This window comes from Algihabitans sp. (assembly GCF_965226985.1).
In the GTDB taxonomy this organism is placed as follows: Bacteria; Pseudomonadota; Alphaproteobacteria; order Kiloniellales; family DSM-21159; genus Algihabitans.
In genome coordinates, this window is the sequence record NZ_OZ245712.1 from 4,239,418 (window position 1) to 4,264,868 (window position 25,451).

The window sequence follows — 25,451 nt, forward strand, 5'->3', positions numbered from 1 at the left end:
GGAATTCCGATTCGTGCGACTCGAAGGTTGTCTAGAGTTTAACCTATTCGCCGAAGTCCGGCGGAAGTGTGACAAGCCGGCGGCGTCACCGCGGCGGCAGATTGACCGCGGCGACGCGCCAACTGCCCTCGTCGCCTGGCAGATGGCTGCCGGCGGACCCGGCGAACCAGTCGATCCGGGTCAGCGAGCAGTTCTCGATCGAAAAGGCGAGCGCTCGCTCCGGTTCGATGTCGAGCGCGATCGAGAGCGCCGCGCGAATCGTGCCGCCGTGGGCAACGCAAATGACGTCCCTGCCTTGCTGCGCCTCACTGTGGAGCTGGAGCGCGCGCCCGACGCGAGTCGTGAGGTCGGCGAAGCTTTCTCCCTCCGGTGGCCGCTCGGTCGCCGGTGCCAGCCAAAAGCGATGCCACTCGGGATGACGCTCTGCCCGCAGCTCTGCGTGCCCCTTGCCTTGCCAGCTGCCGAAATGCTGCTCGGCGAAGTCTTGCTCCACTAGGTAGTCGGGCAAGCCTTGCGGCAGGCGCTGGCGCAAGGCATCGGCGGTCTGGCGGGTTCGCTGCAGATTCGTCACCATCCAGACGGCCTCGCCCGGCAGGCGCGACGCCAGTTGATCGAACAGCGACGGGTCTTCGCAGTTGGCCGGCAAATCGTCTTGGCCGTAGATCACGCCGCCGCTGTCGACCGGCGCATGACGGATGAACCACCAGCGGGTTTCGCTCATAAGGGACTCGTAAGCAATCGCAGGGTTGGAGGCTGGAGAGAGCCGCAACGTGTCAGGGGCGACAAGGCCGCGCGACTTTCGCGTCGCGGCGATTTGCTCACCCTTCAAGGCTGGTATAGCTGTCGACCGACGAGGCGGCAACCGGTCGCTCGCGGGCCCATGGTTTCCTGTCTTCGCTGCTGTTAAAAGCTCGGCAGGAAACCTGCCCGAACCCTCTGAGGAAACGCGTTGACCATGCCCGATCAGACGAGTCCACCAGCTGTCAGCCTGGCTGAAATTCGGGAGATCCTGAAGCGGTTGCCCGGTCCCGATCTGGAGGCCGGCAGTGCCGCCGAAGCGCGTCAACGCGATCTTCTGAAGCCGCCCGGTTCGCTCGGCCGGCTGGAGGAATTGGCCGTTTGGCTTGCGACCTGGCAAGGACGCTCCAGTCCTCGTGTGGAACGTCCGCATGTGGCGGTCTTCGCCGGTTCGCACGGTGTCGCAAGCCGGGATGTCTCGGCTTATCCCGCTGAGGTGACGCAGCAGATGGTGGGGGCCTTCGTCAACGGCCTGGCAGCCGTCAACCAACTCGCGGCTGAAGTTGACGCCGATCTGCGCGTCTACGAAATGGCGCTGGAGCTTGCGACCGGCGACATCACGCAAGGGCCCGCGATGACGCAGGAGGACGCCGCCCATGCCATGGCCTACGGCATGATGGCGATCGAAGAAGGTCTCGACGTCGTGGCGTTGGGCGAGATGGGCATCGGCAACACGACGGCGGCGGCGGCGCTGGCTTGCGGCCTGTTCGGCGGGGCGCCGGAGGATTGGGTCGGTCCCGGTACGGGCGTGGATGCCGAGGGCATCCGGCGCAAGACGCAGGCGGTGGCGGCGGCGCTCGAGGCGAACGCCGCCTCTCTCTCCGACCCCTTGGAGTGTTTGGCGGCTCTGGGTGGGCGAGAACTGGCCGCCATCGCCGGTGCCGTCCTGGCCTGCCGGGCGGCGCGGATTCCCGTGGTGCTCGATGGCTATGCCTGCAGCGTCGCGGCGGCAGTCCTCTACAAGGCCGATCCGCGCGCTCTGGACCATTGCCTCGTGGCGCATCGCTCGGCCGAACCTGGACATACCCGTCTGCTGGAGGCGATCCGTCAGCGGCCGCTGCTCGACTTGGACCTGCGCCTCGGGGAGGGCTCGGGCGCTGTTCTGGCGCTTTCCCTGTTGAAGTCGGCCTGCGCCGTGCACAACGGTATGGCGACCTTCGCGGAGGCCGGCGTCAGCGACAAGGCGACCTGAAGCGGATCGCTTTAAGTGAGATCACTCCGGATTCTCGGGACTGCGACGCGCTTGCCTCGACGTTACTCTCCGACCTGGAGGATCAAGCCTCGGGCGCGCGCGACGCGATAGGACCAGAGAAACAAGCCGCAGCCTACGACGAGATATGCGGCATTGAGCACCAGGGCGTGCAGCAGTAGGTCGCCGCGGAAGACACCCTCCATCAGCAGTGCCCGCATTCCCTCGAAGGTTGGAGCAGTCGGCAGGGTCCAGGCGATCCACTGCAGCACAGCTGGCAGGACGTCGACCGGGTAGTAGATTGCCGAGACCGGCGCGATCAGGAAGATCGCCAGCCAGGCGACCGATTCAGCGCCTTGCCCGACTCTCAGGATCAAAGCGCAGACGGCCATGCCGATGGCCCAGCCCATGACCAGCAGGCAGGTGAAGAAAGCGAGCAAGGGCAGGCCCATCTCGAAGATCGAGACTTCGTAGAAGAGAATCGCCAAGCCTGCTGCCGGCAGAACGCCGATCAGGGTGCGCAGCAGCGAGAGGACCATCAAGGCGCTCAGAAACTCGCCTGGAGTCAGCGGGCTGACCGCAAGATTCGCCAGGTTGCGGGACCAGATCTCCTCCAAGAAGGAGAGCGAGAAGCCCAGTTGCCCACGAAACAGAACGTCCCAAAGCAGAACGGCCGAGATGAGGACACCGGTAGCCTGCGCGATCAGGGAGGAATGCTGGAGCAGGAAGAGCGTGATGAAGCCCCAGAGCACCATCTGAATCGTCGGCCAGTACATCAGCTCGAAGATCCGGGGCCAAGACGTCCGGAGCAAATAGAGATGGCGCAGGACGACGGCGCCGATTCTGCGGCTGGCTCCGCCTGAGTTTGCTACTGCAAGGTCGCTCACGCTGCGGTTCCCTCACCCGGTCGTGCGCCCTGACGCGCGATTTCCAGAAAGACCTCCTCGAGAGAGGCGCGGCCATAGCGCTGTAGCAGGTGGGAGGGCGTGCCCTCGTCTACGACCCTGCCGAGCCGAAGCATCAGCACCCGGCGCGCCAAGCGTTCGACTTCTGCCATGTTGTGGCTCGCCAACAAAATGGCTGCACCGGTTTCGGCCTGGTAGCTTTCCAGGTAGCCGCGCAACCAGTCCGCAGTGTCTGGATCCAACGAGGCCGTCGGCTCGTCGAGCAGCAGGACCTGAGGTCGATTGACCATCGCCTTGGCCAAGGAAACGCGGGTCTTCTGGCCGGCCGAGAGCTGACCGGTCCTTTTGCGCCAAAGCCCTTCCAGCTCCAGGTCGCGAGCCAGCTCCGCGAGCCGCGCGCGAACATCGGTCACACCGTAAAGGCGGGCGAAGAAGACCAGATTCTGCTGAACGGTCAGGCGTCGCGGCAGGTCGACGTAGGGACTGGAGAAGTTGATCCGCCGCAACACCTGGGAGGGGCGCCGCGTCATGTCCGATCCCAGGATCTCGATGCTGCCGCTGCTTGGTAGCAGCAGGCCGAGCAACATGGAGATCGTGGTCGTCTTGCCCGCACCGTTGGCGCCAAGAAGCGCGACGGTCTCACCTTGTTCGACCTGAAAACTCACGCCGTCGACCGCTGCGATCGGTCCGAAGCGTTTGACGAGATTTTCGACGTGGATTGCCAGTGAGGTCACAGTCGGCACTATGGCGCAGGTTCGGTGTCGCTGCCAGCGTATCCGCTTGCGCCGCTTGCCTTCGAGGCCCAATCGGTCGAAGTCTGTCGGTACGATGAAGAATCCAGATCTGCAGGAAGCGCCCGAGCGGCCTACCACCTGGACTGGCGCCTCGGCCGGTTTTCCGCGCAGCGTGCCGATGCCTATTCCCGGCGGCCGTATCCGCTTGCGTACTCTCGTCTTCATCCGCTGGATCGCAGTGGTGGGACAGGTGATTGCCCTTCTGGTCGTGGAAGCCGGGCTCGACTTCACCGTGCCTGTGTTACCGGCCGCTCTGGCCATCGCCGCATCCGGCTTGCTCAACCTGTTTGCGTCGATCGGCCATCGCGGAACGGTCTGGCTCGACGACCGGCGCGCCGGGCTCTACTTGGCTTTCGATCTGGCGCAGCTGGCCGTCCTGCTCGGGATCACAGGCGGTCTTAACAACCCCTTCGTCGTACTGTTGCTGGCGCCCGTCGTCGTCTCCGCCGCAACTTTGGCCGGCTGGGTTACCGCAGTTCTGGCAGGCGTGGCGGTCACTTGCATAACGGCGCTCGGACTCTGGGCGTTGCCGCTGCCTTGGCGCGAGACCGGTTTTCTTCTGCCGGATATATATCGCGCCGGGATCTGGATCGCTCTGGTGCTCGCAGTCTGTTTCCTGGCGCTCTACGTCTCGTTCCTGGCCAAGGAATCGCGTCAGATGGTCGACGCGCTTTCTGCGACTCAGATGGCGCTAGCCCGTGAACAGAGACTAAGCGCTCTGGGTGCTTTGGCTGCCGCGGCGGCCCACAAATTGGGCAGCCCTCTAGCTACAATTGCGGTTGTCGCGCGGGAAATCGAGCGGGAACTCTCGCCTGACCTGCCGAACGAGAGCCCCTTGCGCAGCGATGTGCGCATCCTGCGCGAGGAGACCGCGCGCTGCCGCGACATTTTGACCGAACTCGCACGCCGGCCGGGAGAGGAGGCGCCGGAGCCTGGCGATCCTCTCAACCGCATCCCCGTTACGACCCTGGTCGAGGTGGCTGCGGCGCCGTTCCTGCGTGAGGGCGTCGACTTCCAGATCCGTATCGCACCGAGCCTGGATGTTACCGACGAGCCCTTGGTTCCGCGTCTGCCCGAGACGGTCCACGGGCTCGGAACGCTGATCCAAAACGCCGTGCAGTTCGCCCGCAGCCGCGCGGAAGCTGAGGTTTCCTGGGACGAAACGCGACTGATCCTCAGGCTGAGCGACGATGGTCCCGGATTTGACGAGGCGGTGCTCGGCGCGCTCGGCGATCCCTACGTCTCCACGGGTCGGCGCGGCCGCAGCAGCGACATCGGCGGCGACGGGAGCGAAAAGCACATGGGGCTCGGTGTATTCATCGCCCGGACTCTGTTGGAGCGGACTGGCGCGGAATTGACCTTCGGAAACCGTATTGTGGGACGTGGCGGGCGCGGTGCAGAGGTTGTCGCGGTGTGGTCCCGCGCCCATTTCCAAGTTTAGTTTCAACGGCAAGGCCTTGAAGGGGCATGACGATGGACATCGCGCCCGATTTCGCACCGGAAAAACCGGGACCGACGCAGGAGCAGCTCGACCGCAAATTAGCCGCTTTGGCCGACCGCAGCCTTCTGATCGTCGATGACGACGACCGTCTCTGCAAACGCCTGGCCCAGGCCATGGAGCGCCGCGGCTTCGCCGTGGAAGCCGCGACCAGTGTTCGCGAGGGTAAGGACAAGGTCGCGGTTCGCCCACCGGCCTTCGCGGTGGTCGACCTGCGGCTGGAGGATGGCAGCGGCTTAGACGTGGTCACCGCGCTGCACGATGCGCGTGCGGATTCCCGCGTGATCGTTTTGACCGGCTATGGCAATATTGCGACCGCCGTTGCGGCGGTGAAGGCGGGTGCAACCGACTACCTACCCAAGCCGGCGGATGCCGATCAGGTCTTGGCTGCCCTGCTGGCCGACGAAGGCGATCTGCCGCCCCCGCCGGACCATCCCATGTCCGCCGACCGTGTGCGTTGGGAGCACATTCAGCGGGTTTACGAGCAGTGCGATCGTAACGTCTCCGAGACGGCGCGCCGTCTGCGTATGCATCGTCGCACCCTTCAGCGGATCCTCGCCAAGTATGCGCCACGGCCTTGAGGGCCGGCGACCTCTACTCCCGTCACCCTGCCGTATCCCTTGTGGAGTTGGAGGGGCAGTTCTTTCTGGTTCGACCCCGCCACTCAAGGCCCTATCCTGTCGATAGCCTAACTGGCGGGATTTGGCGCTTGCTTGAGGCGCCTTTCGCCTGGCCAGAGGTCTTCGAGGCTCTGGCCGAGGCTTTCCCCGAGGAACCTCCTGACCAACTGGCCGACGACAGCGCGCGTGCGCTGGCGGACCTGCTTACGGCCGGACTCGTCCGCAAGGCATGATCGCGGCCGCGTGCCTCTGAACCCCGTTCCAGGTCCATTAGTGAGAATGAAAATCACTTGCAAGTAAACTCCCGAAGCGATTAGGGTCCCCACCATTGGAGGCCGGCAATCGAAGAGGTGTGTCATGCCGCGCGATGGATCGTTTCGTCTACCGGCTGCGCCGACGGCCTGGGTCTGTGATCTCGCGGCCGGCGAGCGACTTCTGCTGTGGAGCTATCGTTCCTGGCTGGAAGGGCTTGTGGCAAAGCAGCCGCAGCGCCACGAGCAGGTCTGGTCAGGCCTTTCGCGGCAGCTTGGCGTTGAGCCAGCCCGTTGCCTGCTCGGTGCCTTGTCGCGCCTGATCTATCGTTGTGTGCGAGAGGCGCAGGGCGAGATTTCCTACAACCCCAACTGCTGCCGGCAGGTCGGGGCTGACGAGTATCGCCTGCTGGCCCTGATCGCCGCAGCAGGTCGCGGCGATCAGGGCGCTGCGCAAGATCAGGCTCGGCGTTTGCTGCGCGGCGGGACGGGCGAAGACCTGGTTTCGCCTGCGGCCGAAATCGCGGTGGTTTTGAGCGACGCTGGCTACGACTTGCCCGATCGGCCGACGGATGATCGCAGCGAGGCGATCCTGCGCGCCGTCGAAGCGCTGCCGATGCTGGACCGCAGCCGACCGAACTGACGGTAGAGCGCGTCGACACACCTTGTCGGCAGGGTCGAATGGGGCGGTCAGTAACCCCTGTCCAAATCCACAAGACCGGGTGGTGTGCCGCCGGCCTCAAGCGTGCGGATGACCTCTGCCATCGCCTCGGCCGCTGTCTCCGGGATCGTCATGGAAGCGATGTGCGGGGTTACGATCACCCTGGGATGGCTCCATAGAGGAGACTCCGGCGGCAGTGGTTCGTTCCGGAAGACATCCAGCGTGGCGGAATCGAGCTGACCCGCCTCCAAAGCCGCCAGCAGATCCCGCTCGATGAGATGTTCGCCGCGTCCGACGTTGATGACACAAGCGCCCTTCGGAAGTTGCGCGAAGAGAGCGGCGTTCAGAATGCTGTCGGTCTGTTCCGTCAGCGGCAGCAAGCATACCAGGATATCGCTGCGTGCCAGAAAGGCGGGCAACTCCTCCCGACCGGCGAAGCAAGCGGCCCCTGCGAGCGCCCGGCGATTGCGCGACCAGCCGGCGACGTCGAACCGCAGCTGCACCAGCCGCTCCACCGCGTCGGCCCCCAATTCGCCCAGTCCCATCACGCCGATGCGGCGCTGCCAGGGGGCGACCGGCGCCAACTCCTGCCAGACCTTGCGGCTCTGTTGCGCGCGATAGTCGAGCATGCGGCGATGATGGAACAGACACTGCATCACCACGAACTCGGTCATACCGGCCGTCAGACCGGGTTCGACCATGCGCACGAGCGGCAAGTGCCGGGGGAGCTCCGGGTCACGGGTCAGGTGATCGATGCCCGCACCGATCGAGAGAATGGCCTTCAGGTTCGGCAAAGAGGCGAGAAAGCCGCTCGGCGGCTGCCAGACTAACGCATAGTCGATATCGGCTGGGTCGCCGACCTCGGGCCAGCTCCGCACCTCCATATCCGGCAGGGCGCTTTCGAGCGCGGGAATCCAGCTTGCCGGACGATCGATATCGGATTTGAACAGCAGCGCCATAAGCCCTGCTTCTACATGCTCACGACACCGCTTTCCACCGCCTCCAGGTCGAAGGCGGCCTTCATGAGGGCCTGGGTGTAGGCCTCGCGCGGGGCGTCGAAGATCTGTTCGGCGGCGCCTTGCTCGACCACCTTGCCGTCCTTGACCACCAGAACCTCGTCGGCCAGGGCGCGAACAACCTTCAGGTCATGGCTGATGAAGAGATAGGCCAGCTTGTGCTTGGCCTGCAGGGCGCGCAGCAGATCGACGATCTGAGCTTGCACCGACATGTCGAGGGCGCTGGTCGGTTCGTCCAGCACCACGAAGCGTGGCTTCAGAACCATCGCGCGGGCGATCGCGATGCGCTGGCGCTGGCCGCCGGAAAACTCATGCGGGTAGCGGTGCCGCGCCGCAGGTTCGATCCCGACTTCCTCCAGCGCCGCAACGATGCGCTCTTCCCGCAGCTCGGCGCCTTCGCCCGGCTCGTGAATCCGCAGCCCTTCACCGACGATCTCGCCGATCGACAGACGGGGCGACAGCGATCCGTAGGGATCCTGGAAAACGACCTGCATCTCCCGCCGCAGCGGCCGCATGGCCTTGGAGCGAAGCTCCTCGATGGCGCGGCCTTCGAAAGCGATCCGGCCCTGACTGGAGATCAGTCGCAGCAATGCCAAGCCCAGGGTGGTCTTGCCGGAGCCGGACTCGCCGACCACACCCAGGGTATGGCCCTCCCGCACGGTGACGTCGATGCCGTCGACGGCCCGCACGTAGTCGACGGCGCGGCGCAGCAGGCCCTTCTTGATCGGAAAGTGCACCTTCACGTCGCTGCCCTGCATCACCACCGGTGCATCCGGCGCGGCGCGCAGCGGTTTGCCCTTCGGCTCGGCGGCCAGCAGCTTGCGGGTGTAGGGGTGCTGCGGCGCTTCGAAGATCTCGGCGACGGGACCCTGCTCGACGATCCGCCCGCCGGTCATCACGCAGACCTGGTCGGCCACCTTTCGCACGATGCCGAGGTCGTGGGTGATCAGCAGCACGGCCATGCCGAGTTTCTGCTGCAGCTCCTTCAGGAGCTTGAGAATCTGGGCCTGGATCGTGACGTCGAGCGCCGTTGTTGGCTCGTCGGCGACCAGGATATCGGGGTCGTTGGCCAGCGCCATGGCGATCATGACGCGCTGACGCTGGCCGCCCGACAGCTCATGCGGATAGGCCGTCAGGCGCCGTTCCGGTTCACGGATGCCGACCAGATTGAGCAGTTCCAGCGTACGGGCGCGCGCCTGCTCGCGGCTCATGCCCTTGTGCAGGATCAGCACCTCGCTGACCTGCTTCAGGACAGTGTGCAGCGGGTTCAGGGAGGTCATGGGCTCCTGGAAGACCATGGAAATCTCGTTGCCGCGAATCTGCCGCAGACGGCGGTCGCTCGCGCCCATCAGTTCCTCGCCGCGATAGGTGACCGAGCTCTCCTTGGTATGGCTCGCCAGCGGGTAAGGCAGCAGCTGCAACAGAGAGAGAGCCGTCACCGACTTGCCCGAGCCGGACTCGCCGACCAAGGCCAATGTCTGGCCCTTGTCGAGAGTGAAGGAAACGCGATCGACGGCTGTCACCGTTTTGCCGGGCAAGCGGAAGGCGGCACTCAGGTTGGCGACCTGCAGGAGCGGGGCCTGCCGACCGTCCAGGTCGCTTTGCGGCTGCAAGGAGGCTTGATCCGGGCTCATTCGGCACCTGCCGGCGCTTGCTTGGGCTGGGCGACCGGCTCGCTCTCTTCCGGTGGCGGGGCGCTGCCGGCCCAGACCTTGCGCGGGTCGAAGGCATCGCGCACCGCTTCTCCGATGAAGATCAGCAGACTGAGCAACAGGGCGATGGTGAAGAAGCCCGTCAGGCCCAACCAGGGCGCATTAAGGTTGGCCTTGCCCTGCGCTAGAACCTCGCCGAGCGAGGCGGAACCGGGCGGCAAGCCGATCCCCAGGAAGTCTAGCGAGGTCAGAATCGTGACGGATCCGGCCAGGGCGAAGGGCAGCATGGTCAGCGTCGCCACCATGGCGTTGGGCAAGACGTGACGAAAGATCACGACGCCGTCCGCTGCCCCAAGGGCACGGCTGGCGCGGACATAGTCGAAGTTGCGCGCTCTCAGGAATTCCGCGCGAACAACACCTACGAAACCGATCCAGGCGAACAGCAGCAACACGATCAGTAGCCACCAGAAGTTCGGCTCCACGAGGCTGGCCATGATGATCAGGATGTAGAGCTGCGGCATGGAGGACCAGATTTCGATCAGTCGCTGACCGAAGAGGTCCAACCGACCGCCGTAAAAGCCTTGGAGGGCGCCGACGGTGACGCCGACGACGGCCGAGACGACAATCACCGCGAAACCGAAGAGCACTGAGATGCGGAAGCCGTAGATCACCCGCGCCACCACATCCCGCGCCTGATCGTCGGTTCCCAGCCAATGGGTGGAGGAAGGGGACGAGGGGGCGGGCTCCGGCAGGTTCCAGGCCACTGTCGTGTGGTCGTAGGGAATCAGCGGCCAGACCATCCAGCCCTTCTCGCTGATCAGGGCCTGGACGGCCGGATCGGTGTAGTCGGCTTCCGTCGGCAATACGCCACCTAAAGCGGTCTCCGGATAGCGTTCGAACACCGGGGCGTAGACACCGCCATCGTACCAGATCAGCAGAGGGCGGTCGTTGGCGACCAGCTCGGCGAAGAGCGTGATCAGGAACAGCGCCAGAAAGATCCAGAGCGACCAGAGACCGCGTCGGTTCGCTTTGAAGCTCTCGATCCTGCGGCGGTCGAGCGGCGTCAGCGGGATGCCGAGGAAACGATCCTGGGTTTGCTGTGCGACGGGGGCCGAAGATGGCGCTGCGGTCATGGGCGTCAGGTCTCCCGGCTCTCGAAGTCGATGCGCGGGTCGATCAGCGTGTAGGTCAGGTCGGTGACCAGTCCCATGATCAGACCGAGCAGTGTGAAGAAGTAGAGCGTGCCCAGTACGATGGGGTAGTCACGGTTGAACACCGCCTCGAAACCCAGAAGTCCGAGGCCGTCGAGAGAAAAGATCGTCTCGATCAGCACGGCGCCGGTGAAAAGCATACCGACCAGGGCGGCTGGAAAGCCGGATATCACGATCAGCATGGCGTTGCGGAAGACGTGGCGATAGAGCACCTGCTTGTCTTCCAGGCCCTTGGCCCTGGCGGTGATGACGTACTGCTGGTTGATCTGGTCCAGGAAGGAGTTCTTGGTCAGCATGGTCAAGGCGGCGAAGCCGCCGATCGCCATGGACACGGTCGGCAGGACCATGTGCCATAGGTAGTCCAGGATCTGCTGTCCGAGCGGCAGTTCCTCCCAGTTGTCTGAGACGATGCCGCGCAGGGGAAAGATCGAGAAGTACTCCCCGCCGGCGAAGACGATCAGCAGGAAGACCGCGAAGAGGAAGCCGGGCACTGCGGTGGCGACTACCACGATACCAGATGTCCAGATGTCGAAACGCTGGCCGTCGCGGACCGCCTTTGCGATGCCGAGCGGGATCGAGACCAGATAGATCAGTAGCGTCGACCAGATCCCCAGGGAGATCGAGACCGGCATCTTGTCCAGGATCAGGTCGACCACCGGCTCGTCTCGAAAGAAGGAGTCGCCGAAGTCGAAGACGGCATAGTTGCCGACCATCAGAAAGAAACGTTCGTGCAGCGGCCTGTCGAATCCGAACTGTCGTTCCAGCTCGGCGATGAACTCGTCGTCCAAGCCTTGGGCACCGCGATAGGCCGACTGGTCGCCGTCACCGACCGGCAGGGCGACTTCGCCGCTTTGTCCCTGGGTGATTCGCTCGGTGATGCCCGGTCCGGTCTGGGTGATCTGGGCGATCACCTGTTCGACCGGGCCGCCGGGCAGAAACTGCAGCACCACGAAGTTGATCAGCATGATCACGAAGAGCGTAGGGACGATCAGCAGCAGGCGTCGGATGATGTAGGCGGTCATGGGACCCTACCCTGGCTCAGGCGGCGCGGCGGCGCAACGCGCCGCGCAGGACCAGCCAGGCGACGAAGCCCAGGCCGGCGGCGACCAACAGGGTGGTTCCCCACCCCGGCGTGTCGCTTCCGCCGCTGCCTGCCTCGGTCCCAGCCTCCATCAGCTCGGGATTCGCCCGTTCGCGAGCCGCCAGTTCGTCGGCCTTGGATTGCACGTACCACCAGCGATCGATCGCTGTTCCGTTCTTGGACAGATTGTCGGTCTCCGGACGGGCGAACTTGTCCCAGTACAGCAGATTCAGGCTTCGCGAGTGCCACTGCGGAATGCTGTAGTGACCCCACTGCAGAACCCGGTCGAGCGCGCGGGTGCGTGCCTCTAGAGACTCGCGGTCGGGCGCCGTGATCACCAGGCTGATCAAGTCGTCGATGACAGGGTTCTTGATGCCGATCAGGTTTCGGCTGCGCGGCTGATCGGCCGCTTCGCTGGACCAGAAGTCCCGCTGCTCGTTGCCCGGCGAATCCGATTGCGGCATCACGCCGACGATCATGTCGAAGTCGAAACTGCGAAGCCGGTTGATGTATTGCGACTGATCGACCAGGCGCACACGGGCGTCGATGCCCATCCGGGTCAGGTTGCGGACGAAGGGTAGCACGATCCGTTCGAAGGCCGGGCTGACCAGCAGAATCTCGAAGCGCATCGGTTGCCCGGTATCGCTGTTGACCAGCTGAAGGTCGCGCACCTCCCACCCTGCTTCCTGAAACAACTCCAGACCCTGGATGATGTTGTCGCGGGGCCAGCCGCTGCCGTCGGTGCCTGGCACCCAGTAGGGCGTCGTGAAGACCTCCTCGGGGATCTGCCCGCGATGGCGTTCCAGGATCTCGAGTTCCTCGCCTTCCGGCAGTCCGGTCGCGGCCAGATCCGAGTTGGAGAAGTAGCTGGAGGTGCGGGCGTAAAGGTCGAAGAAGAGCGCTTCGTTGGTCCACTCGAAGTCGAAGGCGAAGGCCAGGGCGCGGCGCACGCGGGGATCCTGGAAGAGCGGACGTCGCGTGTTCATGATGAAGGCCTGCATGCCTGTCGGCAGGTTGTGCCGAACTTCCTCCTTGCGCAGCCAGCCTTGTTCGACCACCGGGATGTTGTAGTCCAGTGCCCAGGCCTTGGCCTGGTTCTCGCGGCGGTAATCGAGAGTCCCCGCCTTCAGTGCCGTTCGAATCACGGTGGCGTCCCGGAAGAACTCCGTGCGCATTCGGTCGAAGTTGTGACGGCCGACGTTGAGCGGTAGGTCGGCGCCCCAATAGTCCTCAACTCTCTCCCGGACGACGAAGCGACCGGGCTCGAAGGCCGAGATGCGGTAGGGACCGCTCGTGAGGGGCGGATCGAGGGTGGTCGCGGTAAAATCGCGCTCCTCCCAGTAGTGTTTGGGCATGACCGGCATCTGCCCGATGATGAGCGGAAGCTCGCGGTTATCCTGTTCGTTGAAGGTGAAGCGGACCTGCCGCGGTCCGACTTCCTCGACCGATTCGACCGAGCCGAAGTAGAAGCGGTAGAAGGGCTGCCCCTCGGTGACGAGCGTGTCGTAGGACCAGATGATGTCCTCGACGGTGATCGGCTCTCCGTCGTGCCAACGCGCCTCGTCGCGCAGTTTGAACACGACCCAAGAGCGGTCTTCCGGCCACTCGACCCATTCGGCGATCAGTCCGTACTTGGTGAAGGCTTCGTCCTGTGAGGACTGCAGCAGCGACTCGTAGCCAGCGCCGACCGGGTTGCCGCGACCGTTCTCCGCGTTGAAGGAGTCGAAAGTTCCTTGGCTGCCGACGGTCATCTGACCGCCCTTCGGCGCTTCCGGGTTGACGTAGTCGAAGTGAGTCCAGTCCGCCGGGTACTTCGGTTCGCCATGCATCGCGATGGCGTGGGAGCGATAGACCTTCTGGCCGGCCTCAAGGCGCACGACGTCGTAGATACGATACTCGGCGCTCAACGACGCGAGATCGGCTTGCGCCAGTGTCGCATCGCCAATCGTCTGGGGGGCGGGCGTTTGGGGGGCGGTCGTCTCGAGCGCAGTCTGCGCCAAAGATGCCGGCACCAGAGCCAACCCCGGCAGTGTGAGCAAAAGACAGAAGAGCGCAATGCGCACGGCAAACTCCCGAAGGCGAAACCTCGCGGGCCGGCCTGCGGCTCTTTCCGGCCAAGCTGGTCCGGCCCCTCCTGGCTCGCTATTAGGTATGCCAGAGGGCAGGGCGCGCAACTGCTTTGGTTCCCGGCCCCGTGGAGATTACGAAGATTTCAGACAGAGTGAGGCCGGCGCGACCAATCCGGGATCGCCGGCCGCGATGATGTGGCCGTCGCTGTCGAGAGTCAGCGGCCGGCCCTGCCAGTCGGTCGCGCGGCCGCCCGCATTTTCGATAACCGGCAATAGGGCCATGAAGTCGTAGGGTTGCAGCCCCGCCTCGACCACCAGATCGACGAACCCGCTGGAGAGCTGAGCGTAGCTGAAGCAGTCGCCGCCGTAGCGCGTCGTCTTGACGGCCTGGCCGAGGCGCTGGAAGCCGTCTGAGTCGGCGCCCGTGAACATATCCGGATGGGTGCTTTGCAGCACAGCTCGATCCAAGGACGGACAGGATCGTACGCGCGCGGCTCGCCGCCCGGTGGCGTCGATATGCTGAGTCGGCAGGCCTTCGGCGCCGATCCACCGCTCGCCCAGAATCGGCATGTCGATGACGCCGAGAAGTGCGCTGCCCCCGCGCGTCAGGGCAATCAGAGTACCGAACAGAGGATTGCCGGTGATGAAGGCTTTCGTGCCGTCGATCGGGTCGAGCACCCAGACGAACTCCGCATCCCGCCGCTCGCTTCCGTGCTCCTCGCCGACGATACCGTGATCGGGGAAGCGTCGGACGATCAGATCCCTGAGGCGGGCCTCCGTCTCACGGTCGGCCACGGTGACCGGGCTCTCGTCGGCCTTGCTGTCCACGGCGACGGGCGTGCGGAAGTAGTGGCGGGTGACCAGCCGTGCAGCCTCCGCCAATTCTTCGGCGAAAGCGGCGAAGGGCTCAAGACCGTCGCGGCTGTCCGTCACTGCCGGCTTATTGCAGCGGTTCGAGCGGTGCCGGGTCGTTGGACAGGCTGCGCATGTAGGCGATGATCGCGGCCTTGTCGTCCTCGTCGCGCACGCCGGCGTAGGTCATACGGTTGCCGGGGGCCCACTCGCGGGGGTTCTGGAGGAAGGCCCAGAGCGCCTCGTAGGTCCAGATCTCCCCGGCGTCATGCTTCTCTTGGAAGATGTTGGAGTAGTTGAAGCCCTCGATGTGCGCCACCGGGGCACCCACGGTGTTCCAGAGATTCGGACCGACCCGGTTGGCGCCGCCTTCCTCGAAGGAATGACAGGCCGCGCAGGCGCGCACCGCGCTCTGGCCGGCGGCTGGATCGGCGGCGGCAATGCGCTGGATGATCGAGTCCGCGGCGCCGGCGTCAGCGGCGGCTTCCTGCACGTCACCTGCGTCAGCCGAGTCCGAAGCTTCTTCCTCGGCAGGCGCGCCTCCAGTTTCCGCGTCGGCCTCAGCCTCGGCACCGCCTCCGGTGACGGCCTCAATCTCCTCCGCCGTCGGCAGCGGTGCGGGATCGTCGGAAAGGCTTCGCAGGTAGGCGATCATGTTTGCCCGGTCCTGAACGCTGCGCATGCCCGCGTAGCTCATTTTGGTGCCTGGGGCGTAGTCTCGCGGGCTCGCCAGGAACGCGTTCAAGGCTTCGTAGGTCCAGGGCTCCTCGGCCATCGCTAACAAGGCGTCGGAGTAAGCAAACTCTGGAATGTGTGCATGGGGTGCGTTGACGATGTCCCAGAGATTGGGGCCAACCTTCTGCGGGCCGCCGTCATCGAAGGAGTGACAGGCCGCGCAAGCACGGTTCAAGGCTTCTCCTGCTGCCGGATCGGCGGAAGCGAGTAGCGGCAGGACGGGTTCGAGCCCCGGCTCCTCTTCGGCCTCGGGGGCTGCGCCGGCCGCGCCTTCCGCGAGTTGAATCGGATAGGCGTCTTCCTCAGCATCGCCGTGACCGCCCACCAGAAGATCGGCAACGAAACCGCTGGTCATGGCGACGAGTCCAGCGGTCAGAACGGCTGCGGCGACCTTGTTGATTTCGAGAGAAGACATGAGGCGTCGGGAACCCTAATTATTAACGAATCCTAGCGTTTTCGCATCCCAGGCGGCGCGACAATAGCTTCCGGCACTGCCCCGTTCAATGGAAACCGGGGGAACCGAAAGGGAAAGCACCGCCGACTTTCCGAACGGCTGTGCAGAGCGCTCTCGACTTGTCGCTTCTGGAGCTTATGACCTAAAGATTGCCCATGACCTAAGAGTGTTACCTTCCCCGCCAGCGTGGCGCAGCGTCGCAGGACCGCTTCCTTGCGGTTCCTCCTCGCCCGCAGTTTCCTTCCAAGAGAGCCGCCTATGGCCTTGCCGCAGTCTCCGCTCGTTCTCATTCCCGCCCGCCTGGCTTCGACGCGTCTGCCCGACAAGCCACTGGCTGATATCTGCGGCGAACCGATGATCCTGCACGTCTGGCGTCGAGCCCTTGAGGCCGATATCGGACCGGTCGCAGTCGCCGCCGGCGACCCGGAGATCGTGGAGGTGGTCGAAGCGGCCGGAGGGCAGGCCGTTCTGACCGATCCCGATCATCCCTCCGGCTCCGACCGCATCTTCGAGGCCTTGCAGCGCCTGGATCCGGATGGCCGCGTCGATGCCGTCGTCAATGTTCAGTGCGACGTTCCGACTCTCGAGCCCGAGGCGATTCGCGCCGTCATTCGCCCCTTGGTAGAGCCGGAGGTGGACATCGGGACCATCGCCGCGGAAATCGTGGATCCGTCCGAGCGGTCCGATCCCAATGCGGTCAAGGCGGCGATCGCCTTTCCGGCGGGGCGGGGAATAGCGCGGGCGCTCTACTTCAGCCGGGCGCCGGTCCCCTGGGACGGCGGAGATCCGACCCGCCCGCTGTACCATCACATCGGCCTCTACGCCTTCCGGCGCGCTGCCCTGGAAAGCTTCGTCGAACTGCCGCACAGCCCGCTGGAGGAACGGGAGAAACTGGAGCAACTCAGGGCCATGGAAGCCGGACTGCGGATCGATGTGGCGCTCGTTGACACCTCTCCACTCACTGTCGATACTCCCGACGATCTTGAGCGCGCACGTTCTCTGTTAGCCGGTTGATATTTCTGGACAATTTGTAAGATGCAAGAGCCCGAAGCCCTGCCCGGCGGCCCGATCGCCTTTCAGGGCGCACCCGGCGCCTATTCCGATCTGGCGTGCCGCACGGTGTTTGCGGACCGCGAGACGCTGCCTTGCGTTTCCTTCGAGGAAACCTTCGCGGCGGTCCTGGACTCCCGGGCGGCGCTGGCCATGATTCCGATCGAGAACTCCAGCGCCGGGCGGGTGGCAGACATCCATCATCTGTTGCCCGAGTCGGGGCTGCATATCATCGGAGAACACTTTCAGAGGATCCGGCACCAGCTTCTGGCGCCCAAGGGGGCGACGCTCGAAGGGCTGTCTCTGGTGCGCAGCCACGAGCAGGCCCTCAGCCAATGCCGAAAGTTTCTGCTCGACCGCAAGCTTCGACCTGTCGTGCATGCCGACACGGCCGGTGCCGCGGCGGAGGTCGCGTCTCTCGGCGACCCGACGCAGGCAGCCATCGCGTCTTCCCTGGCCGCCGAGACCTACGGACTCGAAACGCTTCTGCCGGACGTTCAGGATTCGGAACACAACACGACGCGGTTCATCGTCATGGCGCGGGAACCCCGCGATCCCGAACCCGGGGCCGGGCCGGCGATCACCTCTTTCGTCTTCCGGGTGCGCTCGGTCCCGGCTTCGCTCTACAAGGCTCTTGGCGGTTTCGCCACCAACGGCGTCAACATCACCAAGTTGGAAAGCTATATCATCGACGATGCCTTCACGGCCGCCCAGTTCTATGCCGACATCGAGGGACATCCCGAACAGCGTCCTGTCCGCCTGGCGCTTGAAGAGCTTGGATTTTTCTCTCGCGAGGTGAAGATCCTGGGCGTTTATCCGGCCAGTTCGTTCCGAGGCCAGACCGACTGACCGGCGTCACCGACTGATCGACCCCGGCGCGGTCCTGCCTTCCGTCGGCTTGTCTTAGGTCAGATGCGGTTTTGCAATGTAATCGGCGGCTTGCATCTCGTTCAGCCGGCTGATCGTGCGGCGAAACTCGAAGGCGCCGTCGTCCCCGCTGTAAAGGTCCTCCGGCGCTGCATCGGCGGCCATGATCAGATTGACGCGGTGTTCGTAGAGGGCGTCGACCAGCGTCATGAAACGCCGTGCCTCGTTCCGCTGCGTCTCGGTGAGGCGCGGAACGCCGTCGAGGACGAGCGTGTGAAAATGAGTCGCCAGCGCCAAGTAGTCCGCGGCCGCCAGCGGCTGGACGCAGAGAGCCTCGAAGTCGCTGCGGGCTACGCCTCGCGCCGCTGCCGGCAGCACGATCCGGCGCCCCTTCACGGTCAGGCTGGCCGGTTGCGCATCCGCACCCTCCGTTAGACGCAAGAAGGCCTCGTCCAACGCCGCCGTGGCCTCCGCGCCGAGCGGTGCGTGAAAGACCGGCAGATCTTTCAGGCGACTCAGGCGATAGTCGGTGCCCTCGCCGAGGTCCAGCAGATCGAGCTTTTGCTTGAGCAGAGCGATGAAGGGTTCGAAACGTTCGCGCTGCAAGCCGCCTTCGTAAAGTCGATCGGGTGGAAAGTTGGAGGTGGCGACCACCACGACGCCGCGCTCGAAAAGCGACTCGAACAAGCGGCCCAGGATCATGGCGTCGGCAATGTTGACCACCACGAACTCGTCAAAGCAGAGAAGACAGGCCTCGGCTGCAATCTCCCCGGCGATCTCCGGCAAAGGGTCCGCCTTGCGGCCCTTGCTGGACTGTCTCCAGGCGTGCAGACGGTCGTGAGTCTCGGCCATGAAAGCATGGAAATGGACGCGCCGCTTTCGTTCCAATGGCACTCCGGCGAAGAAGATGTCCATCAGCATCGACTTTCCGCGCCCCACCGATCCGTAGAGATAGAGCCCCTGCGGCGCTTCGGTCTTGGGCCTGCGGCCGAGACCGAGACGGCTCCGCCAGGTCGCCAGAGGCGAGGCGGAGGATCCGCTCGCTTGCAACTGATAGCCCTGCAGAGCATGGGCGAGAGCTTCAAGCTTCTCGGCCGCCAGAGCCTGAGCCGGATCGGCTTTCAAGCTGCCGCTGTTTCGTGCCTCACGGTAGGCCGCCAGCGGGCCCGCTGCGGCATTCGCGCCGGTCTTTGCGCTGGGGACGGACTGGGGGACGGCGTTTCCAGATTGGGCTGTCATGACATGCGACTGTCTAGCCAAGACGGCGGCCAGCGCCAAGTGGCCAAGCCTGCAAAACGGTCACGGATTTCTGCTGCGGCGCCTCGGGTCTGAGGTCAGCACGAAGGCTTGTCAGGAAGGAGCCACGCTGTCGCTGGCCTTCAGGCGGTCTTGCCAGAATTGCCGGCAGGCCTTTCGATCCAGAGGAGTCGGGAAGCCGTCTTTCAGGTAGGCTTCGCACGCCAGTCCGAAACCGCTCGGGAGAAGCTGAAAGCTGAAGGCGCAGCGGGTTTCTTCCAGGCCGCTCGGATAGCCGGTATAGGCCCATAGCAGGCACTGGCGGAATTGCGGGTCGGCGGCGTCCCGTTCTCTGCGGCTTTGCAGGTCGGCTCGCTCTCTCGACGCTTTGGCTTTGGGCAGATCGCCGCCGCGAAAGGGGCTGGCCTCCGGCAAGCCGAGGCATCCGGTGGAAATCGCGCTGCGAAGCAAGTCTTCGCGACGCTCCAGGTCGATTGCGCTGCGCGTCATGCTGTTCAGCAGGAAGCAGGCGAGCGTGCGTCCCTCGGCAGGAGTCTCGGCGTGCCGCTCGGTGGCTTCACCGGCTTCCGCGCGAGTCGGAGGGGAGGTCAGGCTCAGACCCGCTGCGGATAGACAGATCATGAAAAGGCACAAATGAACCATCGGGCGAACCATCGGGCGCCTCCTGTCCCACCTGCGGCAGAGCCGCTACGTTATGGAAACGACGCAGTCTCGACGACTATTCCTTAATGAAACTGTAATAAAGACTCCTGGAGTCGCGCACGGGAAAAATGCGCACTCTGTGCGCTCTCCGACACGCCGATCTCACCCCTTGGTGATTTCCGTGTGACAGGATCTCGCGACTAGGCTGACATCATGTTCGGATCGCTCAAGACCGTTGCGTTGGCCGCTCTGTCGGGTTTTCTGCTCCTGGCGGCTCAGACCGCCGAGGCCGCGGAGGTACGTGCGCCTGTCGTGGTCGAGCTCTACACCAGTCAGGGCTGCAGTTCCTGCCCTCCCGCCGATGCCATTTTGGCCGAGCTCGCCGAACGCGACGACGTGATCGCGCTCTCTCTGCACGTCGACTATTGGGATTACATCGGTTGGGAGGATCCCTTCGCGCTTGCGTCGCTGACGCAGCGGCAGCGCGCCTATGCGCGTTCCCTCGACCGCAGGACCGTCTATACGCCGCAGATGGTGGTCGACGGCACTTACGATGTTATTGGATCGCGGCCCCGCTCCGTCGCCAACGCGCTTGCGATGGCTCGTGAACGGCCGTCAGTCGTTGCTGTCGACCTCTCGGAGAGGGGCGTGCGCATCGGTGACGGCGCCGTACCCGAGGAAGGTGCGGCCGTCTGGCTCTTGCTCTATGACCGTTGGCATGAAACCGACGTCCGGCGCGGCGAGAACGCCGGCCGGTCTCTGGGCTACGCGCATGTGGTGCGCGACTATCGGCGACTAGGGGACTGGAGCGGCAGCTCGGCGGAGTTGTCGATCGACCTTGCCGCAGCGCGCGCCGCCGGCCGGTCCGGCGCCGCCGTCATTGTCCAGACCGAGGGGCCGAGGCGTGTCCTCGGAGCAGCGGCGCTGCGGTTCGAATGATCCATTTGCGCAGATTGATCTAGCGTCGAGGTGTCGCTTCGGCGCGCCGGCCGGTTTCGGCGATGACCCGCATCAGTTCCTTACGGTCGACCTCCAGCATCTGCGTATCGATGTCGATGCGCTTGCCGTCTTCCAGCGTCAGTCGGATGCCGCGAACGATGGACGCACGCTTGATTTCGGCGCCGGAGATCCGGTCCCAGGAGATCAAGCCTTCCTGGTTGCGAAGATCGAGTACGCCTTCGGGCCCGACCTCCACGACGGTCCCGACCCGCTTCAAGTCTCGGGCGAGGAAGCTCGCCATGCCGAGGCAGAAAATCATCAGGACGCCGCCGACCAGCGCATCGCCGGTCGGGGTTTCGGCTTGCAGAAGGTTCCAGGTTCCGAAGACGACGAAGGCCAGCAGCAATAGGATCGCGAAGGCCACCTTGCGTTTGTCGATGCGATAGCCCTTGGTCTGGCCGGGCCGGCTTGCGTCTTTCCGCCCGGGGGTCTTGGTCATCGGGAGATCTCGCTCATCAAGGATGCTAAGGCCTTTTTCACGGGGACGGCGAAGCCCAAGTTTAGGGACAGAGGCCCAGCTTATAGGCGCGGCCGGCGAAAGGGAGAAGTCATGACGGAGCAGACGGCCTACACCCGGCTTGAGACGCGCTTTGCGCGCCTGGGGGCCTTGAACGAGGCCATGGCCGTGCTGCATTGGGACAGTTCGGCCATGATGCCCTCCGGCGGAGCGGAAGCGCGGGGCGAGCAGCTCGCACAGCTCAGTCTGATGGCGCATGAACTGCTGGTCGATCCTGCCGTGGCCGACTGGCTGGCGGCTGCGGATGCTCAGGTCGAGGATCTCGACGACTGGCGCCGCGCCAATCTGCGGGAGATGCGCCGGGCTCACAGTCATGCCACCGCCTTGCCGGCCCGCCTGGTCGAGGCCTTGCGCCGCGCCTGTCATGCCTGCGAAGGCCTCTGGCGCGAGGCGCGTCCCGAAAACGACTTCGCCAAGGTTCGGCCGGCCTTGCAGGAGGTGCTCGACCTCACGCGTGAGGCTGGTCAGGCGAAGTCGGAGGTGTTGGGTAAGTCGCTGTACGACGCCTTGCTCGATCAGTACGAGCCTGATGGCAATGCGGCGGCCATCGAACGCCTGTTCGATGCCTTGGCCGAAAGCCTTCCGAAGCTTCTGGACGAGGTTCTGGCGTACCAGAAACGTCAGGAGGCCCCTGTGCTGCCTGCAGGCCCCTTCCCGACCGAGGCCCAGGCGGACCTAGCCCGACAACTGATGGAGGCGGTGGGGTTCGATTTCCGGCACGGCCGCCTCGATACCTCGGCACATCCCTTCACCGGCGGCGTGCCGGAGGACGTGCGGCTGACCACGCGTTACGACCAGAGCGATTTCGTCAGCGGTTTGATGGGAGTGCTGCACGAGACCGGTCATGCCCTCTACGAGCGCGGCTTGCCTCGGGAATGGCGGCGGCAGCCGGTGGGAGAAGCGCGGGGCATGTCGATCCACGAGAGCCAGTCCCTGCTGATGGAAATGCAGGCCTGCCGGTCGCGCGAGTTCGTGGGTTATCTGGCACCCCGGGCCCGCAGCGCCTTCGCCGGATCGGGACCCGAGTGGGAGGCCGAGAACCTCTACCGCCTCTACACCCGCGTCGCGCCCGACTTCATCCGTGTCGATGCGGACGAGGTGACCTATCCGGCTCACGTGATCCTGCGGTTCCGGCTGGAAAAGGCGCTGATCGAGGAGCGGCTCACGCTGGAGGACCTGCCGGGCGCTTGGTCCGAGGAGCTGCAAAGCCTCCTGGGCATTACGCCGCCGGACGACCGGCGAGGCTGTCTGCAGGACATTCACTGGTACGATGGGGCCTGGGGCTATTTCCCGACCTACACCCTCGGCGCCATGACGGCCGCGCAGCTTTTCGAAGCGGCTTGCGGCGCGCATCCGGAGATTCCCGAACGACTGGGCAAGGGCGATTTCTCGACCCTGCTGGCGTGGCTGCGCCGCCACGTGCACGAGCAAGGCTCCCGTTTCTCCTCGGAAGAACTGCTTGTCCGCGCCACCGGCAAACCGCTCGACCCCAGCGTCTTCGAAACGCATCTGCGCCGGCGCTACTTAGGCGAGAGGTGAGGAAAGCCGAAGCGTTCGCGCACGAGCGACCTGGTGCTGCAGCTTGTTTCGGGCCTTTGCGACGCCTTACACTAAAGGCGCTTTGACGGAACGGTTCAACGAGGCGGCGGCAGCCGATGCGCTACAGATCAACCCGCGGCACCGCGCCGACTTTGGGTTTCGACGACGTTTTGCTGACCGGGCTGGCGCGCGACGGCGGGCTTTATCTGCCGGAGAGCTGGCCTCGGTTCTCGGCGGAGACTTTGCGGTCCTTGCGCGGCAAGCCCTATGCGGAGCTTGCGACCGCGGTCATGCAGCCCTTCGTTGCCGGCTCGGCAATCGAAGAGGAGTTCCCGCGGATCGTTGCCGAAACCTATGAGGTTTTCGACCATAGCGCTGTGACCCCCCTCAAGCAGCTCGATGCCGATCTTTGGCTGCTCGAGCTGTTTCATGGTCCCACGCTGGCATTCAAGGATGTGGCACTTCAACTGCTCGGCCGGCTGTTCGACGCTGTTCTCGCGCGGCGCCGGCGACGACTGACGATCGTCGGCGCCACCTCCGGGGATACGGGATCGGCCGCCTTGGAGGCTTGCCGGGATCGCGGCAACCTCGACATCTTCGTCCTCTTCCCGAAGGGTCGCACCAGTGAGGTGCAGCGGCGTCAGATGACGACGATTGCGGCGCGCAACGCCCATGCCATCGCGGTCGACGGCAGCTTCGATGACTGCCAGGATCTGGTGAAGGCGCTCTTCGCCGACGAAGACTTCCGAGACGAGTTCGGTCTTTCGGCCGTGAATTCCATCAATTGGGCCAGGATCATGGCCCAGATCGTCTACTACTTTGCCGCAGCCTTGGCCTTGGGCGCGCCGGATCGCCGAGTTTGCTTCTCGGTGCCGACCGGAAACTTCGGCAACGTTTACGCAGCTTACGCGGCGCGGCAGATGGGGCTGCCGATCGAGCGGCTGTTCGTCGCGTCGAACCGAAACGATATCCTCGCGCGGTTTTTCGAGGGGGGCGAGATGCGGATCGGTTCGGTGGAGCCCAGCCTTTCGCCGTCCATGGATATTCAGGTGTCGAGCAATTTCGAGAGGCTTCTGTTCGACCTCACCGGCGGCAACGGTGCCGAAGTCGCGCAGATCATGACGGCCTTCCGCAGCGACGGCAGCTATCGCTTGACGCCTCAGCGTATGGCGCAGGTCGCCGAGATCTTTCGTGGCTTCCGGCTCGACGATCCCGGCACGATTGCCGAGATTCGCAAGACCCATGCGGCCACGGGCGAAACCCTGGATCCGCACTCCGCCGTCGGCTTGGGCGCTGCCCGCGCGCTGGCCGAAAGGGGGGCGGCGACCATATCTCTGGCCTGCGCCCATCCCGCCAAGTTTCCGGATGCGGTTGAGCAGTCCACCGGAGTCCGTCCGTCCTTGCCGGAGCGTCTGTCGGATCTCTACGAGCGACCGGAGCGGGTGACCGAGCTGCCGAACGATTTGAATGCCCTGCGCGCCCATGTCCGCGCGCATGCGAAGGGACTGAGCGTCGTATGACCGTGACCATAACCCAATTGCCTAACGGCCTGACCGTGGCCAGCGACACCATGGCTGAAGTCGAGACCTGTTCTCTCGGCCTTTGGGTCGGGGTCGGCGCGCGTCACGAGTCGGCCAAGATCAACGGTGTCGCCCACCTGCTGGAACACATGGTCTTCAAGGGCACAGGTCGGCGCAGTGCGCGCGCGATTGCCGAGGAGATCGAGGCGGTCGGCGGTCATCTCAACGCCTATACGGGCCGCGAAACGACGGCCTTCTATGCCAAGGTGCTGGCCGAGGATGCGCCCTTGGCCTTGGACATTGTCGCAGACATGCTGCTGCATCCCCGGCTGGATGCGGGCGAGTTGGAGCGCGAGCGGCAGGTCGTCCTGCAGGAGATCGGTCAGGCCGTCGATACCCCGGACGACATCATTTTCGACGACTTTCAGTCGGCCGCCTATCCGGACCAGGGTCTCGGACGGCCGGTTCTAGGCACGCCTGAGACGGTCGGCGGCCTCTCGGCGGACGACCTGCGCGGCTACCTGACCGGCAGCTATGCCGCCGACACCTCGGTGCTGATCGCCGCGGGCCGCATCGAGCACGACCGTTTGCACCGTCTGGCCGAGGAGCTGTTCGGCAGTCTTCCCGCCTGCACGACCGCGCGTGCCGAACCGGCGTGCTATCTGGGGGGAGAACACAGACAGGTGCGGGATCTGGAGCAGGCGCATCTGCTGATCGGTTTCGACTCTGTCGGCATGCAGGATCCCGACTATTACGCCGTTTCCGCTCTCTCCACGCTTCTGGGCGGCGGTATGTCGTCGCGTCTGTTTCAGGAGGTCAGGGAGGAGCGGGGACTCGTCTACTCGATCTACTCCTTCCTCTCCGCGGCATCGGATAGCGGCCTGTTCGGTGTTTATGCCGGGACCGGCGCGGGAGAGGCGCAAGAGGTTCTCGACACGGTCTGCCGGGAGGTCGAGCGGGCCGCTCAAGACATCACGCCCGAGGAGGTCGAGCGCACGCGCGCGCAGCTCAAGGCGGCTATCCTGATGAGCCGGGAGCGCACGGGGGCCCGCGCCGAACAACTCGCCGGTCACCTGCAGATCTTCGGCCGTTCGATCCCGGTCAGCGAGATCGTTGCCGAGCTCGATGCGCTCGATGCCGCACGCCTGCGACGCTGCGCGGCGAAGATGCTGGAGGGCAAGCCGACTTTGGCGCTCCTGGGGCCGGTCGACGGCCTTACGCCCTACGACAGTTTCGCGTCGCGCTTCGGCGGTGCCGCGGCGGCGGCTCAGTAG

Annotated in this window: 24 protein-coding genes; 11 read left to right on the forward strand and 13 right to left on the reverse strand. The window is 64.8% G+C overall.

Annotation, left to right across the window (positions count from 1 at the left end):
* Positions 1–85 precede the first annotated feature (85 nt).
* The gene (locus tag ACO054_RS19440; RefSeq protein ID WP_421708242.1) at positions 86–721 is read right to left on the reverse strand and encodes a histidine phosphatase family protein; all 636 of its coding nucleotides are present in this window, start codon (positions 719–721) and stop codon (positions 86–88) included.
* Between the two features lie 234 nt (positions 722–955).
* On the opposite strand from ACO054_RS19440, the gene cobT reads away from it, so the two are divergent.
* Positions 956–1,990, forward strand: coding sequence for a nicotinate-nucleotide--dimethylbenzimidazole phosphoribosyltransferase (gene cobT, locus ACO054_RS19445; protein WP_421708243.1), 1,035 nt, complete (start codon positions 956–958; stop codon positions 1,988–1,990).
* A 62-nt stretch (positions 1,991–2,052) separates the two neighbouring features.
* On the opposite strand, the gene ACO054_RS19450 is transcribed toward cobT, so the two are convergent.
* Both ACO054_RS19450 and ACO054_RS19455 read right to left on the reverse strand, forming a co-directional pair.
* Positions 2,053–2,874, reverse strand: coding sequence for an ABC transporter permease (locus tag ACO054_RS19450; protein ID WP_421708244.1), 822 nt, complete (start codon positions 2,872–2,874; stop codon positions 2,053–2,055).
* Positions 2,871–3,626 carry an ABC transporter ATP-binding protein gene (locus ACO054_RS19455; RefSeq protein WP_421708245.1) on the reverse strand — a complete coding sequence of 252 codons (756 nt, stop codon included), beginning with the start codon at positions 3,624–3,626 and terminating at the stop codon, positions 2,871–2,873. The genes ACO054_RS19450 and ACO054_RS19455 overlap by 4 nt, the downstream gene beginning before the upstream one ends.
* A gap of 94 nt (positions 3,627–3,720) precedes the next feature.
* On the opposite strand from ACO054_RS19455, the gene ACO054_RS19460 reads away from it, so the two are divergent.
* From ACO054_RS19460 to ACO054_RS19475, 4 genes are all read left to right on the forward strand, one after another.
* Entirely contained in the window at positions 3,721–5,127 is a 1,407-nt protein-coding gene (locus ACO054_RS19460) for an ActS/PrrB/RegB family redox-sensitive histidine kinase (protein ID WP_421708246.1), read from the forward strand.
* Positions 5,128–5,159: 32 nt separating this feature from the next.
* Positions 5,160–5,765 carry an ActR/PrrA/RegA family redox response regulator transcription factor gene (locus tag ACO054_RS19465; protein WP_421708247.1) on the forward strand — a complete coding sequence of 202 codons (606 nt, stop codon included), beginning with the start codon at positions 5,160–5,162 and terminating at the stop codon, positions 5,763–5,765.
* 128 nt (positions 5,766–5,893) lie between these two features.
* Positions 5,894–6,037, forward strand: coding sequence for a hypothetical protein (locus ACO054_RS19470; protein ID WP_421708248.1), 144 nt, complete (start codon positions 5,894–5,896; stop codon positions 6,035–6,037).
* 124 nt (positions 6,038–6,161) lie between these two features.
* Positions 6,162–6,698: a hypothetical protein gene (locus ACO054_RS19475; RefSeq protein ID WP_421708249.1), complete on the forward strand. Its 537-nt coding sequence runs from the start codon at positions 6,162–6,164 to the stop codon at positions 6,696–6,698.
* 47 nt (positions 6,699–6,745) lie between these two features.
* On the opposite strand, the gene ACO054_RS19480 is transcribed toward ACO054_RS19475, so the two are convergent.
* The 7 genes from ACO054_RS19480 to ACO054_RS19510 form a co-directional block, all read right to left on the reverse strand.
* Positions 6,746–7,675 (reverse strand): 2-hydroxyacid dehydrogenase, encoded by a 930-nt coding sequence (locus ACO054_RS19480; RefSeq protein WP_421708250.1) that lies wholly within the window; start codon positions 7,673–7,675, stop codon positions 6,746–6,748.
* An 11-nt stretch (positions 7,676–7,686) separates the two neighbouring features.
* The gene (locus ACO054_RS19485) at positions 7,687–9,366 is read right to left on the reverse strand and encodes an ABC transporter ATP-binding protein (RefSeq protein ID WP_421708251.1); all 1,680 of its coding nucleotides are present in this window, start codon (positions 9,364–9,366) and stop codon (positions 7,687–7,689) included.
* A complete protein-coding gene (locus tag ACO054_RS19490) occupies positions 9,363–10,457 on the reverse strand; it encodes an ABC transporter permease (protein WP_421710390.1) in 1,095 nt (364 codons plus the stop codon). The genes ACO054_RS19485 and ACO054_RS19490 overlap by 4 nt, the downstream gene beginning before the upstream one ends.
* 65 nt (positions 10,458–10,522) lie before the next feature.
* Positions 10,523–11,617, reverse strand: a complete 1,095-nt coding sequence (locus ACO054_RS19495) for a microcin C ABC transporter permease YejB (protein WP_421708252.1) — start codon at positions 11,615–11,617, stop codon at positions 10,523–10,525.
* A gap of 16 nt (positions 11,618–11,633) precedes the next feature.
* Positions 11,634–13,739: an extracellular solute-binding protein gene (locus ACO054_RS19500; protein ID WP_421708253.1), complete on the reverse strand. Its 2,106-nt coding sequence runs from the start codon at positions 13,737–13,739 to the stop codon at positions 11,634–11,636.
* Positions 13,740–13,877: 138 nt separating this feature from the next.
* Complete coding sequence (hisN, locus tag ACO054_RS19505) at positions 13,878–14,678, reverse strand: histidinol-phosphatase (protein WP_421708254.1); 801 nt, start codon at positions 14,676–14,678, stop codon at positions 13,878–13,880.
* Positions 14,679–14,685: 7 nt separating this feature from the next.
* Entirely contained in the window at positions 14,686–15,747 is a 1,062-nt protein-coding gene (locus ACO054_RS19510; protein WP_421708255.1) for a c-type cytochrome, read from the reverse strand.
* Positions 15,748–16,044: 297 nt separating this feature from the next.
* Here ACO054_RS19510 and ACO054_RS19515 point away from each other — a divergent pair, with 297 nt between their 5' ends.
* Together ACO054_RS19515 and ACO054_RS19520 are read left to right on the forward strand one after the other, a co-directional pair.
* The gene (locus tag ACO054_RS19515; RefSeq protein ID WP_421708256.1) at positions 16,045–16,800 is read left to right on the forward strand and encodes a 3-deoxy-manno-octulosonate cytidylyltransferase; all 756 of its coding nucleotides are present in this window, start codon (positions 16,045–16,047) and stop codon (positions 16,798–16,800) included.
* A gap of 21 nt (positions 16,801–16,821) precedes the next feature.
* Entirely contained in the window at positions 16,822–17,685 is an 864-nt protein-coding gene (locus ACO054_RS19520; RefSeq protein ID WP_421708257.1) for a prephenate dehydratase, read from the forward strand.
* 54 nt (positions 17,686–17,739) lie between these two features.
* Here ACO054_RS19520 and zapE read toward each other — a convergent pair whose 3' ends face one another.
* Together zapE and ACO054_RS19530 are read right to left on the reverse strand one after the other, a co-directional pair.
* The gene (gene zapE / locus ACO054_RS19525) at positions 17,740–18,942 is read right to left on the reverse strand and encodes a cell division protein ZapE (RefSeq protein WP_421708258.1); all 1,203 of its coding nucleotides are present in this window, start codon (positions 18,940–18,942) and stop codon (positions 17,740–17,742) included.
* A 111-nt stretch (positions 18,943–19,053) separates the two neighbouring features.
* On the reverse strand, positions 19,054–19,614 hold the full coding sequence (locus tag ACO054_RS19530; RefSeq protein WP_421708259.1) for a hypothetical protein: 561 nt from the start codon (positions 19,612–19,614) through the stop codon (positions 19,054–19,056).
* Between the two features lie 201 nt (positions 19,615–19,815).
* On the opposite strand from ACO054_RS19530, the gene ACO054_RS19535 reads away from it, so the two are divergent.
* Positions 19,816–20,541 carry a DUF1223 domain-containing protein gene (locus ACO054_RS19535; protein ID WP_421708260.1) on the forward strand — a complete coding sequence of 242 codons (726 nt, stop codon included), beginning with the start codon at positions 19,816–19,818 and terminating at the stop codon, positions 20,539–20,541.
* Between the two features lie 19 nt (positions 20,542–20,560).
* Here the strand turns inward: ACO054_RS19535 and ACO054_RS19540 are convergent, their stop codons facing one another.
* On the reverse strand, positions 20,561–21,040 hold the full coding sequence (locus ACO054_RS19540; RefSeq protein WP_421708261.1) for a hypothetical protein: 480 nt from the start codon (positions 21,038–21,040) through the stop codon (positions 20,561–20,563).
* Positions 21,041–21,151: 111 nt separating this feature from the next.
* On the opposite strand from ACO054_RS19540, the gene ACO054_RS19545 reads away from it, so the two are divergent.
* From ACO054_RS19545 to ACO054_RS19555, 3 genes are all read left to right on the forward strand, one after another.
* The gene (locus ACO054_RS19545) at positions 21,152–22,657 is read left to right on the forward strand and encodes a carboxypeptidase M32 (RefSeq protein WP_421708262.1); all 1,506 of its coding nucleotides are present in this window, start codon (positions 21,152–21,154) and stop codon (positions 22,655–22,657) included.
* 116 nt (positions 22,658–22,773) lie between these two features.
* On the forward strand, positions 22,774–24,177 hold the full coding sequence (gene thrC, locus ACO054_RS19550) for a threonine synthase (protein ID WP_421708263.1): 1,404 nt from the start codon (positions 22,774–22,776) through the stop codon (positions 24,175–24,177).
* Positions 24,174–25,451 carry a M16 family metallopeptidase gene (locus ACO054_RS19555; RefSeq protein WP_421708264.1) on the forward strand — a complete coding sequence of 426 codons (1,278 nt, stop codon included), beginning with the start codon at positions 24,174–24,176 and terminating at the stop codon, positions 25,449–25,451. The genes thrC and ACO054_RS19555 overlap by 4 nt, the downstream gene beginning before the upstream one ends.